We start from the raw sequence: 13,183 nt of genomic DNA on the forward strand, positions 1-13,183 counted from the left end.
TGTACAGCGTCAGTATTATCTGCGTACCCGTGTTATGAACCCCTATGAGTACTGAAACGGCATCGAACGACGACGGTTCGGGAACCGTCAGGGTGACAGAGGCCGCCGCGGAAGAGGCTCTGTCGCTCCTCGAATCGGAGGGGCTTGACAACGGGGTGGCGGGACTTCGACTGTTCGTCCAGCAGGGCGGGTGCGCTGGCCTTTCGTACGGGATGCGCTTCGACGACGAACCGGACGACGACGACACGATCACCGAGCACAACGGCTTGCGCGTATTCGTGGATCCGGCTAGTCAGAACTACATCGAAGGCAGCGTCGTCGACTACGAGAGCGGGTTGCAGGCGGAAGGGTTCCACGTCGAGAACCCCAACGTGGTCAGCGAGTGTGGCTGTGGTGAGTCGTTCCGAACCTGATCAGTCTTCGAGTTCGAACGCGATGTCGACCTCTGCCTGATACTCGCGGCCCTCCACGGACGCGACCTCGACGCCGAGATTGTCGACTTCCACCCAGTGAATGTTTTCTAGCGTCTGTTCGGCCCGGTCGACTGCGTTGTCAGCCGCATCCTCGAAACTGTCCTGACTCGTGCCGATCATCGTGATCTTTTTGAATACCATGATAACGTACCTCGTACGTGTATTTTTGCCGAGGTCACTTAAAATGCGCCCGCGGATCGTCGCGGACCACGCTCGGTAGAACGTGTGAGTCAGTCGAGCGGCCAGGTGCGGCGGGCAGGAGAATGGCCGGTTACTGCTGGGTTAGCAGGTCTCCTTCCCCGTCGTACCGGAACCCCGCGTCGCGAAACAGCGATCTGGCCAGTTGTGGGTCAGCCTGTCCATCCTCGCCCGGGAACGGGCCGAGCATGCTCTCGCCCGTCCACTCGAACTCCTCGGTGAGATATTTGGTCCGCTGAAGCGGCGTGTTCGACGGTATCGCGTATCCGTTTGCAACTTCCTCGGCGATATATTCCCGGTCGACGAGACGGCTGACGACCCGTCTGAAGCGGTGGTTTCCAAGCGGATGTCGACGAGTGTTGAACCCGATCAGGAAGAACTCGGTCCCTTCACCGAGGAGCACCTCGAGTTCCTCGAACTCCTCTTCGAGAGCATCCGTGTCCAGTACCGGTATCGAGGCCGCGGTAATATCTCGTTCGCCGCTGTCGATGGCGTCGAACGCGACGCCCGCGTTCGCAGCCACCTCGAAATCGACTTCCTCGAACGTCGATTCGGCGATCAGTGGCTCCAGCGTCTCGTCCGGATCCTCGATATCGAACAGGAAGTGATCGGCGTTGCGCGTCAGCGTTAATCCCTGTTCGTCCGTTGCCTCCTCGAAGACGAACGGACCGCTCCCGATCGGCTCTTCGTTGTCGATCTCAAGAGCTTCAGACTGATACGTTCGTATCCGTTCCGTGCGATCTTCCCACCTGTGCATCGGGAGAATCGGCACCGTCAACGCACGGCGTGCGACTTCGACACTCGTATCCTGGAACTCCAGAACGACTTCGGTGTTCGAGTGCGTGTCGACGTCGTCGACGAGCGAGCTACGACCGCGAAAGCGCATAGCGGGCACTGGATCTTCGGAATCGCTGAGAGTCGTATCCTGCAGGAACTCGTACGTGAACGAGATATCCGCGGTCGTCAACGGCGTGTCGTCGTGCCACTGGAGGGTCGGACGTAACTGGATGGTAGCGGTGACACTGGTGCCGGAGTCGGCCCACGTAACGTCCTCGGCCAGCCATGGCGTCAAGTCGCCGTCGATCCGCTCGAAGAGCGGTTCGTAGATCAGGTCGAGGATCGCGTTGCCGGTCTCGTTTTCCGGAACGAGTGGGTTCCAGTTCGTCGTGGCGTTCGATCGGAGCAGGCTCACACGGAGGCTGTCGCGGTCAGGGTTTGCCCGTTCGAGGTTGAGATACGCGTGTCTCGTCGCCAGTCCGTTCGGTATCGACTCGGTCGAGAGGTCCCGTCGCGTGGCCGTCAGTCGGGACGGAAATCCGATGGTGGAAAACGGCTGTAGTTCGATCAACCGGCGCTGCAGGTCCTCGACCGTATCGGCTCGCTCGGCTCCCAGACTCCGGCGTTGCCGTTCGAGCAGGTCGTCGATAATCGGACTCGTGATGCCGTATGGGTTCTGCCAGCCGGGTTCTTCGGTGAATCGCGTATGCAACAGGGCCCGAAGTTCGTCCGGGTCGTCGATCAATGGATGTCGGCCCACGAAGATGTCGAAATCGTGGTCGATCAACAGCGTACGGAGGGCTTGTTCGTCGTCCTGAGGGTCGAGCGTCGCGTCGATACCCGCATAATTTAGATTATCAGCGAGTTGGCGGGCAATCTGGACGCCGACAGCGTCGTCATCGGCAGGGAGGGTCATAACGTCGAGCGACAACTGGTTGGGGTCAGAACCGTCAAACACGTCGAGCATACCCATACAACCGGCTGTCGAAGCCAGTGTAGCCGCTCCCGTTGCGGCCAGCAGCTCTCGACGATAGGTGGTGGAGGGGGGACCCATCTAATGAAGGTAGAGTGGTCCCCGACTTACAGTTTTCTCATCAGTCTGACTATGGGCCGCGAAGCTTGGCGCTCGAATAACCGGGGCTTGGGGGCTGAAAAAGAGCGTAGTGCGGTTCAGGCCGCTTCTGCGGCCGGTGGTGCGCGGACGACCTCGTAGTCGTCGTCCTCGACGGTGATGATGGCCCAGTCGTACTCGGGATTCGCACGCCGGATCCGGCGACGAACGTCTCTGACGCTGTGTTGATATGTTACGAAGCAGCGTAGAGATCCGGACGTCGGCGGCGACGTCGGTTCGGGCATCGGTGTGACCTCCACGGCTTTCCACCCTCGTTCGGCCGTGAACTCGCTGCCACTTTCCGAGACTGTGTACCCGAGCTCTGCGAAGATTGACCTCGCTTCACTGGCGAGTGGGTTGTTAACGGTTCCCATTCGAGTTTAGCTAGCACGCCAATCATCATAAACCTACTGGCAAGGGGGGATCTCGGGCTACTCGTGGGCGGCGTCCCACTCCGTCGGCTTCCGGAAGTTGCCACACTGGTTACATTGTATGCGTCCCATCGCGTCCATGGCGTTGTCGACCGTCTCACAGTGGGCGCAGAACCAGCCGTACTTCTCTTCACGACCTGATGTGCCGTAGGCGACATAGAACGGTGCCTTCGAACCGCGGTCGCCCTCGTCTTCGGCGACGAACACCGTCACCCCATCGTCCGTCGTATGCGTTCTCATACGACAGTACTGGGGAGAGAGGGTCAAAGGTGATTCGACACGCCCCGCGACAGTCGCCTGTCAGCCGAGCAGTATATACGGGCTCGCCGACTCTTTTTTCGGTATGTCGTTGCGGCTCCTCCACTACTCTGATCTGGAAAACGCCTTCGATGATCCCGGCCGTATCGCTCGGCTGGCGGGGCGAATCGAATCGCTCCGTGACGGCGCGACGCTCGTCGCCGGAACCGGGGATAACACCGCACCCGGCGTCCTCGCACTGAGCGAGGACGGCAAGCAATCGCTCGATTTCTTCGAAGCGGTCACGCCCATCGTCGATACGCCCGGCAACCACGACTTCGACCACGGCTACGATGCGCTCCGGGAGATCATCGCGGAATCCCCGCAGACCTGGGTGAGCGCTAACGTCGAACTCGACGGTCACTGCTTCGGCGAAGAGGTCGGTGTCGAGCCCTGGACCGTCGTCAAGCGCGGCGACTACCACGTCGGGATCATCGGCGTCACAACCCCCACAACGCCATCGATCACACCGCCAGCATCGACTCTCACAGTCACTGATCCGGTCGCCGCTGTCGAGGACGCCATAGAGGTAATGGACGACCGTGGCGTGGACGTAACCGTCGTGCTCGCCCACCTCGCCGACGACGAACAGATCGCTCGCCAGTGTGACGTCGACGTGATCCTCGGCGGCCACGTACACAGCGAGCGGATCGAACGAATCGACGGGACGGTGCTAACCCGGCCACCAGCGGGTGGCGGCGCGCTGTACGAGGTCGTGCTCGACGACGACGGCACGGCGTCGGTGAACCGACACACGGTCGAGGACGCTCCCGTCGACGAGGGGGTAGCAGCGGCGCTCCGCGAGCGAAAACAGCGTGCTGGACTCGAATCGACCGTTGCGACCGTCGACCGCCCGATAGAACGCACGGAGGCGACGACACTCCGCGGTGAGAGCCGAATCGGGAACTTCGTCGCCGACGCCTATCGCTGGTCGACTGGGGCGGATATCGGACTCCAGAACGGCGGCGGCATCCGGGACGGCGAACCGTTATCAGGAAACGTAACTGTCGCCGACCTGATCGGTATCGTTCCCTTCGAGGAGGCGACCGTCGTGGCGGAACTGAACGGCGCGGAACTGCTCGACATCTGCCGCGAAGCCAGTGGCCAACGGCTCGATATCGGTGATCCGGACTGGTGGCACGCACACGTCAGCGGCGCCGAGATCGTCTGGCACCGCGCTGATGATAGACTCGTCGAGGCCTCGGTAAACGGAAATCCGGTCGACCCGGAGGGGACGTACACCCTGGCGACATCGTCGTACCTTGCGGTGACCGACGAGGAGTTCCCGACGCTCACCGAGGCCCACGTCGTCAGCGAGGGGCCGGTCCAGTACGACGTGCTCGTAGAGTACGCCGGCGAGGTCGGCATCCAGCCCTCGATGGAAGGGCGAATCCGGTGGCACGACCGCGCCGACACGGGACAAGCGGCACCTCCGAACATGGCAGGTGGCGAAGAGTGAGAAGGTTTAGGCCCGTTGCTGTACTTGACCTATACGATGAGTAATGTGGTCGTCCCAGTCCGGTACCCACTCAGCAAACACTCCAGACAGACGCTCGGACAGGCGATCGAACTGGCCGACGAGCGGGATGCCGACCTGTCGATCCTCCACGTCGATCTCTACCAGAGCAGCCACGACGTCACGCGAGCGGAGTTGAAACGCTCCGTCGAGGACGAGTTCGGCAAACTCCCGAACGCGCGATACATCGTCCGGAAGGGATTTCTCGTGGAGGAGACGATCCTGGAAGAGATCGCGAACGAGGACGCGGACGTCGTCGTGATCGGCCACAAACAGGAAGGGCGATGGCGACAGATGATCCGAAAGCTCGTTTCGGATCCGGACATCGAGAGCTATCTGCGCGAACGGCTGGACTGTGAACTCGTCACCGTCGGGGCACCGACCCAGTAGTTCCCTTTCGGATGCCCGGTCCCTATCGCTCACTTCCCCGACCGATCGGCACCAGCGTCGCGGTCGGTTGCCCGGTCTGCGGACTCCATGTCCGGTCCGCCGTCCGGGCTTGTGGAACCCTCGGCTGGAGACTGTCCTGACCGCTGCGAGTACGACACCTGTGCCTGCCCGCTCGTCTCGTCGAAGACGAGATGTGTGTGCGGGTAGGCTATCTCGACGTCGGCCTCGGTGAGTGCGTTCCAGACGTTCGATTTCACTTCGGATTCGACGACCTGCAGCTTGTACGGCTCTTCCACCCAGTATCTGAGCAACAGCACGATTCCGTTATCCCCGTACTCCTCGAAAAAGCAGGTCGGCGCCGCCGCGAACCGAGTGCTCCCGATCCGGATATCCGGCCCTCCACTGATCACCTCGTCGACGCGACGAGCGGCACGTTCCGTGACCCTGCGAGCCTCTTCGATGTCGCTCTCGTAGGTTACCTGTAGCTCCAGGGACCGACGCGTCCGCTCGTCTTCCGCGGAGTAGTTGATCACGTCCCGGTCGCGAATCGTCGAATTAGGGATGACGATGAAGGTGTTGTTGAAGGTGAACAGCTTTGTGTACCGGAGCGTGATGTCGTCGACAAAACCCTTCTGCCCCTCGTCGACGAGTTCGATCATGTCGCCGATCTCGAACGGTCGATCGGCCAGCACGAACAGGCCGCTGATGACCGAGGCGACGATGGGGGCGAGGATCACACCGAGCACTGCGCCGAACACCGCGCCGGACACCAGGACGTCACCGGTATCCAGACGGAGGATCCGCGCCGCGATAAACACAAAAATCAGGAGGACGGTGGCACGGATCCCGCCCAGTACCGTCTGCGTGATGCTGGGTCGCTGGAACTGACGGGCAATCGCCCGGCCGACCGATCGGACGACGAACTTCGATACGTACCAACCGAGCACCAGGGTGAAGAGGGCACCCAGTACTTCCCAGACACGGATCGGGACGTTCTCGATAGCCAACTCCCTGGCCTGTGAGATGACTGAAAGCGCGAGATCCGAAGCCAGAGGGAGGAAAAGGCGGTGAGAGAGAGGCATACTGTATGCATTCTGGCACGCGCGATAAGCGTTTTTGTCCCGGGCGACAGACCCACGTGACTGGACCGCAGATGTAGGTATATGAACGATCACACGCGGGACCCCACGGTAGGCCCACCGGTTGCAGGGAACCCGACCGGGTGGAATCCCGAAACCGGGGAATGGGAACACGCAACCCTTCGCCGGGCGGTGATTCACGGTGTCCGTCTATACAACGGCGACGCCTTCCACGAATCGCATGATTGTTTTGAATCGGAGTGGTACAACTACGGGAGCGGAACCACCGAAAGCGCCTTCGCTCATGGGATGGTACAAGTCGCGGCAGGCGCGTACAAGCACTTCGACTTCGAGAACGACGACGGAATGCGGAGTCTCTTCGAGACGGCTTTACAGTATCTCCAGGGCGTCCCGAACGACTACTACGGGGTCTACCTTCTCGACGTGAGAACCAAACTCACGAACGCGCTTGACGATCCGACCGTGTTAGACGGGTGGCAAATCGAACTAGACGGGGAGCGACCGGGAGCGGGACCGGAGGATTACGAATACACCGAGCGCCTCGAATGAGAACGTGTGAGGATCCGAGTAGAGTACGACCAGCCAACAGGAGCGGTCGCTGTTTGGGTTCGTGACCACGCGAGGATCGCTATCCGCGACCGTTCCCGTCATCTCTAACGGTTCTCGACGTGGGGTTTCGTTCGTGTAGCCACCAGTATCACTCGCCAATGGCAGTACCGTCGCCGCCGTAGACGCGCTCGGCAAACAGCAGCGCTACCAGCGCGAAGATAATGATCGCGTACGCACCGGCGGCGTAGAGCGCATCCTGGACGCTTGGGTACTCGCCAGTCCGGAAAATGATCACCTTTCGCACCATCGCGATAACGCCAGTGTAGATTACGAGGCGCACGATCAGCCGGGTGTTGGTTTCTTCGACGTACGCGAGGACCGTCTGATACACCTCGACGATAATCAGCAACAGCAGTCCAGTGTCGATGAAGCCAATAACGATCAGTGGATCGGTGATGCTCCCGTTCCGTATTGCCGTGATGATCTGGAGCGTCAGGTCGATGACGCCGATTGCGAAGAGTATCGCGAACACCGTTGCGGCGGCTAGCTCAACGAACTCGACAAACCGGCTGACGAGGGTCGAATATCGTTCGGATAACAGACTCTTGGCTGTTTGTTCCACCTTCGTAGACGGACCTTCCGTCTTGGTTTCTTGTTCAACCTTCGAGGATGGATTCCCCGAGGCAGGGGGCTGGTCATCACTACCCATATATGCGGTTGTCTCGCCCCCATCCTCGGAACTGAGAACTCATTCCCGGTGATAAGTATCACTCCCATATATAATCTGGGAGGGTCCAACGAGTGGTACAACCACGAAAGCGGAAGCGCGGAAACCGCCTTCGCCCACGGAATGGTGCAGGCCGCCGGCGGCGCACGAGGTGGGTTTCTCGCTCGGGGCCCAGCGCTGAGAGGGAGACCAGGCTGTTCGAGACTGAACGACTCTCACAAAAAGTACCGAATCGAGGCGTGACTTACCGCGTCGGCGAATCGAGGACGGCTTCGAGCAGTTTCGTCTGTGCGGCCGAGAGATGCTCCGAGAACGTCGAACGGGCGATATCCAGATCATCTGCGACTTCGCCGGCGTTCGCACCCTTGGGATACTCGAAGTAGCCGAGTTCGTGCGCGCGTTCGAGCACGTCCCGCTGTTTGTCCGTGAGCCGACTCCGATCGACCGGGACGATATCCTCGCCTTCGGCCGGATCGAACTTCGAGAGGGTCTGGAGTCGGACGCCGTCGTAGCTTTCCCTGAGTTGTTCGATCACCGATCGGACGTTACTGACATCCTGTGCGCGGAATGTGATAAACAGCGACCCGTCCTGAGCCCGGACGTCCGCAACCGGTGGCCCAGACATTTCGACAAGGTCGCAAGCACACGGATCGGCCCGATCACGGTCGAAGCGGTAGACGGATCGGGTACCGTCGGACGTGATCTCCGAGGCGTCTATCTCCCCTTCGGCGGTCGCAGAGACGACGAACTCTTCGCCGACAGTCCCATCCACATCCGCGCTCGCACGATCAACACGGTCGATACGCGTGTTCGTTTCCGACGAGGCGCCTGCAACGGGACAGTCCTCCGGCGACGATACTTCGACTTGGGCGCGCACACCTCCGGTCATATACTGGGTGTTAGAAGCCAGCCGTCATATACCGGGTGAGTGATTTTCAGGATCTGAGAATCACTTGTGTGGTGAGACTACACGGCTACACACAACTGAGAACGCGAGGCAAACTCCACTGAAACAGAAATCGACAACAGTCGATTTATATGAATGTATCCTCCATCTACGGTAGAATGGTACGGGATCCGTTCGCGGAGGAAGAGCGACCCGACGTGCAGGATCTACTCGGAGCCCTGGAGGATCCCGACTGTCGGACGATCATCCGAAAACTCGACGAGCCTATGACGGCCGGAGAGCTATCGGATCACTGTGACATTCCACAGTCGACGATCTACCGAAAGCTCGATACCCTCTCCAACGCGACGTTGCTCGAAGAACTGACCGAGGTTCGGAGCGACGGACATCACACGACGCGATATGATGTCGCGTTCGAGGAGGTTACGCTCGCACTGAACGAGGACCGAGAGTTCGAGTACGAGGTCTCCCGCCCTGCACGGACGCCGGACGAACGACTTGCGGACATGTGGTCGGAGGTCAGTAAGGAACTATGAGCCCACACGCCGAAACTGCAGCGGAAGTTACGACAGCACTCGCGATCGTAAAGACACTGATACTGATCCTCGGGACCGTCATCACCTACTACGCATTCAAGGCGTACCGACGGACCCAGAACACGGCATTAGGAGCGCTCGCCCTCGGGTTTGGGACGATTACATTAGGATCTTTCCTCGCGGGCGTCGCCACAGACGTGCTGAACGTCCCGCTGGCTCTCGGCGTCCTCATCGAGAGCCTCCTCGTGTTAGTCGGCTTCGTAATTATCGCGTATTCGCTGTACGCGCGGTAGGACGAACTTACCGCAGTCACACCTCCCCCCGGATCGGCCGTATCGGCCCTCGATAGCCCTGTGGCGTCCAGTCGCTCCGTATTTCCAGAGCGAGACGACACGACCGAAAAGCGTTTTCTCCGGCGTACGTAATCAATACCCATGCACGTCGTCGTCAACGCCGCAATGAGCGCGGACGGGAAACTCTCCTCGCGACGACGCGAGCAGATCCGTATCAGCGGCGCGGACGACTTCGACCGTGTCGACCGACTGCGCGCGGAGAGCGACGCCGTCATGGTGGGCGTCGGAACGGTACTCGCGGACGATCCGAGCCTCACCGTCGACGAGACGGATCTGCTAGGCGACGACGCGGCGAACGGGCCCGTACGGGTCGTCGCTGATTCGCGCGCTCGCACGCCAGCGGACGCACGGATCCTCGACGACACTGCGACGACCTACCTCCTCGTGAGCGAGGCCGCACCGGCGGATAGGATCGAGACGCTGGCGGATCGAGGGGCGAAGGTCGTCACTGCGGGCGAAACACAGACCGACCTGACTGCGGCCCTCGACGCACTCGAAGCGGCCGAGATAGAGCGCCTGATGATCGAGGGAGGCGGGGAACTAATCTACTCGCTGTTTGCCGCCGACCTCGTCGACGAACTGTCCGTATTCGTCGGTCCGACAGTTATCGGCGGCCGCGATGCGCCGACGCTCGCCGACGGTGAGGGATTCGTCGAGCAGTTCCCCTCGCTCCGACTCGCTGACGTCGAACGACTCGACGGCGGCGTGTTGCTCCGATGGGATGCGACCGGCAAACAGTGAACCGAACAGTTATTCGGGATCCGCCCGAACCGTTCTCGGAAACGGGGTCTACCACGTGATACCAAACAGAGAGTGCCTTCAATGCGACTGATCCAGACGCTCGTCCCGGAGGGCAAGCGCGAGGTCGTCATCGAGGTCATCGAGGAGGCCGAAGTCGATTACGCGATGACCAGCGAGACGTCGGAGCAGGGGTACAGCGATATCCTCTACATCCCGACGGAAGCGGACGACGTCGAAGGGATCCTCGACGAACTACGCGATATCGGCGTCGAGCGGGAGGGGTATATGCTCGTTACCGACGTCGAGACCATCGTCTCCGAGCAGTTCGAGGAACAGAACGAGGACGACGAATCGGACGACGAGCGGATCTCACGGGAGGAACTCTCGACGAAGGCACACAATCTCTCTCGCTCCACCACCAACTACATTATCTTCACCGTGGTAAGCGCAGTCGTCGCCACAGCAGGGTTGCTCGAAGACAGTGCGGCGATTGTCGTCGGGTCGATGGTGATCGCACCCCTGATCGGGCCCGCGATGGCCTCTTGCGTCGGGACGGTGATCAACGACGACGAACTGTTCTGGGAGGGGATCCGCTCACAGACGCTCGGCATCTTCGTCGCCGTGCTCAGTGCGACGCTGTTTGCGTTCTCGTACCGCCTCCTGCTCGTGTCGGAACTCGATCTGCTGTTGATCCAGCAGGTGGCAGAGCGGGTCCATCCGGGCTTGCTCGCACTTGCGGTCGCACTCGGTGCCGGGGTCGCGGGTGCGCTCTCGCTGACCTCGGGCGCGGACGAGGCGCTCGTGGGCGTCATGATCGCCGTCGCGTTGATGCCGCCTGCCGCGAGCGTCGGTCTCGGTATCGCGTACGCTGATCCGGTCGTCGCTGGCGGGGCCGGCGTTCTCGTGCTTGTCAACGTGCTCTCGATCAACGCCGCGGGAATCGTGACGATCTGGAGCAAACGCTACCGGCCGACCCACTGGTTCGAGGAGCGCCAGGCCAGACGCGACACGATCCGGCGGTTCGCCGCATTCGTCCTGGTCATTCTGATTCTCACGTCCTTTCTGGCGGTTAGCTCGCTCGACGCGCGAGACAACGCCGTCTTCGAGACGACCGTCCAGACAGAGATCGAATCCTCGGTCGATGGTAACGTGCTTGCCGTCGAGTTCGATTACCAGCCGCGACTGCTCTCACAGAGCCAGAGTGGCGTCGTCGTGCACGTAAACAGCCAACAGCGCGGGCTAGCCGACGACCTCCAGACGGCTATCGAAGCGGAGACCGGCGAGCGACTGAACGTGACGGTCGTCTACGAGGATACGGAGCATTCGGACGGTTCCAGTGGCTCGTCGGGCGGCGGACAGTAGCGACTACGGACGAGCGTCGCAAAAAAGGGGTCCGAACGCGTCTCCGGCGATTAGTGGTCGTGACCGGTCAGTTCGCCGAACGTCGCGCCGAAGCGATCCTCGAAGAGGTCCATCGTCTGTTCTTCGATTGCCTGAACCTCCTCGCTCGGTTCGGCCTCTGCGTGGTGGACGGCGCCGTGGATACGCTGTGCGAGGCTGATCATCGCCATGTCGGAGACGACCGTCGCTGCCGGCTCTTCGCCCTCGGAAAGCAGTTCCAGCAGTGCGGGGGGGACCTCGAACTCGTCAGCGGATTCGTCGTCGGCTTCGACCGTGATCGAAACAGTTTCGCTTGCCATACCCCCGCTTGGTCTCGTAAACGTAAAAGAGCGGCTTTGTTGATTCGTGACAGTGTGCCGGGCAAAATCGAACGCCCTCCTCGGAAGTCGGCCGACAGAACACGATGCAGTCCCGCGAAAGCTACCAGTCCGGTCGCAGCGTCAGTCGTCCGCGACGGCCTGCTCTTTCGCGCTCTCGGTCTCGTGTGCTTCGAGATATTCGTCGGCGTCGATAGCCGCCTTACAGCCCATCCCGCCGGCGGTGATCGCCTGCTGGTAGTGGTAGTCAACGACGTCGCCCGCCCCGAAGATGCCGGGAACGTCCGTCGCCGTCTGGCCGCCGTCGAAGCCGCCCTTGGTCTGGAGATAGCCTGCTTCGTCCATCACGGCGTCGGTGCCTTCGAGATACTCGGTGTTCGGCGTGTGACCGATAGCGTAGAACACGGCGCCGATTTCCGTCTCGTACTCCTCGGTCTCGGGGTCGTCAAGTTTGTCGGTCGGGTGGCCCTCGGGGTTCGTAACCATCGTCACCGATTCGACGCCGTCCTCCGGCGTGCCGTGGAGTTCGGTCACCTCGGTGTTGCGGATGATCTCTATCTCGCCCGCCTCGACTTTCTCCTCGACGCGGTCGATCCAGTAATCCTCCGCGCGGAACTCCTCGCGGCGGTGGACGATGAAGACCGTATCGGCAAACTTCGTTAGAAACGTTGCCTCCTCCATCGCGGCGTCGCCACCGCCGACGACGATCATGTCCTCGTCGCGGAAGAATGCGCCATCGCAGGTCGCACAGGTAGAGAGACCGTAGCCCATCAACTCGTCCTCGCCGGGGATACCGAGCGTCCGGGCGCTCGCACCACTGGCGGCGATGACGGCGTCGGCCGTGTAGACGTCGCCGTTGCGCAACTCGACGCGGAAGGGGCGCTCCGAGTCGTCCACGTTCTCGACGATGCCGTGTTCCGTCTCCGCCCCGAACTGCGTGGCCTGCTCTTTCATCCGGTTGATCAGGTCCGGCCCGCCGATGCCGTCGGGGAAGCCAGGATAGTTCGCGACGTCGGTCGTCAGGGTTAGCTGACCCCCCGGTTCGTCGCCCTCGATCACCAGCGGTTCGTTGTTCGACCGGCCGGCATAGATGGCCGCGGTCAGGCCCGCGATTCCCGTGCCAGCGATGATCAATTTCCTGTGCTCGACTATCTCGTCGTCCGAACTCGACTGGTCACTCATATACTCTATTAGGTGTCTGAATCGGTATTTAGCTTGCGCTGTCTGGTCGTCACCGTGCATAGACGGCTCGTTAGACCTCCCGAGCAGTACGTAACTGCGGGCGGAAAGGCGTCACGCTACGGGTGACGAAAGCGTCAGGCTACGGGTGACGAAAACGTCGCGTCGAAGGAACTTCCT

The 13,183-nt window shown here is 61.1% G+C and carries 17 protein-coding genes; 8 read left to right on the forward strand and 9 right to left on the reverse strand.

Annotation, left to right across the window (positions count from 1 at the left end; all coding sequences use genetic code 11):
- Positions 1-44 precede the first annotated feature (44 nt).
- Positions 45-413, forward strand: a complete 369-nt coding sequence (locus tag ACFQL3_RS08770; protein WP_377053355.1) for a HesB/IscA family protein — start codon at positions 45-47, stop codon at positions 411-413.
- On the opposite strand, the gene ACFQL3_RS08775 is transcribed toward ACFQL3_RS08770, so the two are convergent.
- The 4 genes from ACFQL3_RS08775 to ACFQL3_RS08790 all read right to left on the reverse strand — a co-directional run bounded on the left by ACFQL3_RS08775 (position 414) and on the right by ACFQL3_RS08790 (position 3,230).
- Positions 414-614 (reverse strand): dodecin, encoded by a 201-nt coding sequence (locus ACFQL3_RS08775; RefSeq protein WP_377053357.1) that lies wholly within the window; start codon positions 612-614, stop codon positions 414-416.
- Between the two features lie 130 nt (positions 615-744).
- Positions 745-2,421 (reverse strand): ABC transporter substrate-binding protein, encoded by a 1,677-nt coding sequence (locus tag ACFQL3_RS08780; RefSeq protein WP_377053359.1) that lies wholly within the window; start codon positions 2,419-2,421, stop codon positions 745-747.
- 197 nt (positions 2,422-2,618) lie between these two features.
- The gene (locus ACFQL3_RS08785; RefSeq protein ID WP_377053361.1) at positions 2,619-2,933 is read right to left on the reverse strand and encodes a DUF7116 family protein; all 315 of its coding nucleotides are present in this window, start codon (positions 2,931-2,933) and stop codon (positions 2,619-2,621) included.
- 57 nt (positions 2,934-2,990) lie between these two features.
- Positions 2,991-3,230 (reverse strand): DUF5816 domain-containing protein, encoded by a 240-nt coding sequence (locus tag ACFQL3_RS08790; protein WP_377053363.1) that lies wholly within the window; start codon positions 3,228-3,230, stop codon positions 2,991-2,993.
- A 103-nt stretch (positions 3,231-3,333) separates the two neighbouring features.
- Between ACFQL3_RS08790 and ACFQL3_RS08795 the strand changes: the two genes are divergently transcribed.
- Entirely contained in the window at positions 3,334-4,746 is a 1,413-nt protein-coding gene (locus ACFQL3_RS08795; RefSeq protein ID WP_377053365.1) for a bifunctional metallophosphatase/5'-nucleotidase, read from the forward strand.
- 36 nt (positions 4,747-4,782) lie between these two features.
- Complete coding sequence (locus ACFQL3_RS08800; protein ID WP_377053367.1) at positions 4,783-5,193, forward strand: universal stress protein; 411 nt, start codon at positions 4,783-4,785, stop codon at positions 5,191-5,193.
- A 29-nt stretch (positions 5,194-5,222) separates the two neighbouring features.
- Here the strand turns inward: ACFQL3_RS08800 and ACFQL3_RS08805 are convergent, their stop codons facing one another.
- On the reverse strand, positions 5,223-6,275 hold the full coding sequence (locus ACFQL3_RS08805) for a mechanosensitive ion channel family protein (RefSeq protein ID WP_377053369.1): 1,053 nt from the start codon (positions 6,273-6,275) through the stop codon (positions 5,223-5,225).
- Between the two features lie 81 nt (positions 6,276-6,356).
- On the opposite strand from ACFQL3_RS08805, the gene ACFQL3_RS08810 reads away from it, so the two are divergent.
- Positions 6,357-6,842, forward strand: coding sequence for a DUF309 domain-containing protein (locus tag ACFQL3_RS08810; RefSeq protein WP_377053371.1), 486 nt, complete (start codon positions 6,357-6,359; stop codon positions 6,840-6,842).
- Positions 6,843-6,990: 148 nt separating this feature from the next.
- On the opposite strand, the gene ACFQL3_RS08815 is transcribed toward ACFQL3_RS08810, so the two are convergent.
- Both ACFQL3_RS08815 and ACFQL3_RS08820 read right to left on the reverse strand, forming a co-directional pair.
- Positions 6,991-7,551 (reverse strand): phosphate-starvation-inducible PsiE family protein, encoded by a 561-nt coding sequence (locus ACFQL3_RS08815; RefSeq protein ID WP_377053373.1) that lies wholly within the window; start codon positions 7,549-7,551, stop codon positions 6,991-6,993.
- A 262-nt stretch (positions 7,552-7,813) separates the two neighbouring features.
- Positions 7,814-8,446, reverse strand: coding sequence for a helix-turn-helix domain-containing protein (locus ACFQL3_RS08820; RefSeq protein WP_377053375.1), 633 nt, complete (start codon positions 8,444-8,446; stop codon positions 7,814-7,816).
- Positions 8,447-8,634: 188 nt separating this feature from the next.
- Between ACFQL3_RS08820 and ACFQL3_RS08825 the strand changes: the two genes are divergently transcribed.
- The 4 genes from ACFQL3_RS08825 to ACFQL3_RS08840 all read left to right on the forward strand — a co-directional run bounded on the left by ACFQL3_RS08825 (position 8,635) and on the right by ACFQL3_RS08840 (position 11,468).
- Positions 8,635-9,012 (forward strand): helix-turn-helix domain-containing protein, encoded by a 378-nt coding sequence (locus tag ACFQL3_RS08825; RefSeq protein WP_377053377.1) that lies wholly within the window; start codon positions 8,635-8,637, stop codon positions 9,010-9,012.
- Positions 9,009-9,305 (forward strand): DUF7521 family protein, encoded by a 297-nt coding sequence (locus ACFQL3_RS08830; protein ID WP_377053379.1) that lies wholly within the window; start codon positions 9,009-9,011, stop codon positions 9,303-9,305. The genes ACFQL3_RS08825 and ACFQL3_RS08830 overlap by 4 nt, the downstream gene beginning before the upstream one ends.
- 141 nt (positions 9,306-9,446) lie before the next feature.
- Positions 9,447-10,106 carry a 2,5-diamino-6-(ribosylamino)-4(3H)-pyrimidinone 5'-phosphate reductase gene (locus ACFQL3_RS08835; protein ID WP_377053381.1) on the forward strand — a complete coding sequence of 220 codons (660 nt, stop codon included), beginning with the start codon at positions 9,447-9,449 and terminating at the stop codon, positions 10,104-10,106.
- Positions 10,107-10,187: 81 nt separating this feature from the next.
- The gene (locus ACFQL3_RS08840) at positions 10,188-11,468 is read left to right on the forward strand and encodes a TIGR00341 family protein (protein WP_377053383.1); all 1,281 of its coding nucleotides are present in this window, start codon (positions 10,188-10,190) and stop codon (positions 11,466-11,468) included.
- 50 nt (positions 11,469-11,518) lie between these two features.
- Here ACFQL3_RS08840 and ACFQL3_RS08845 read toward each other — a convergent pair whose 3' ends face one another.
- Positions 11,519-11,806, reverse strand: a complete 288-nt coding sequence (locus ACFQL3_RS08845) for a DUF7545 family protein (protein WP_377053385.1) — start codon at positions 11,804-11,806, stop codon at positions 11,519-11,521.
- A gap of 141 nt (positions 11,807-11,947) precedes the next feature.
- Complete coding sequence (locus tag ACFQL3_RS08850; protein WP_377053387.1) at positions 11,948-13,006, reverse strand: NAD(P)/FAD-dependent oxidoreductase; 1,059 nt, start codon at positions 13,004-13,006, stop codon at positions 11,948-11,950.
- Positions 13,007-13,183 lie beyond the last annotated feature (177 nt).

Source organism: Natronoarchaeum sp. GCM10025321, assembly GCF_042663585.1.
In the GTDB taxonomy this organism is placed as follows: Archaea; Halobacteriota; Halobacteria; order Halobacteriales; family Natronoarchaeaceae; genus Natranaeroarchaeum.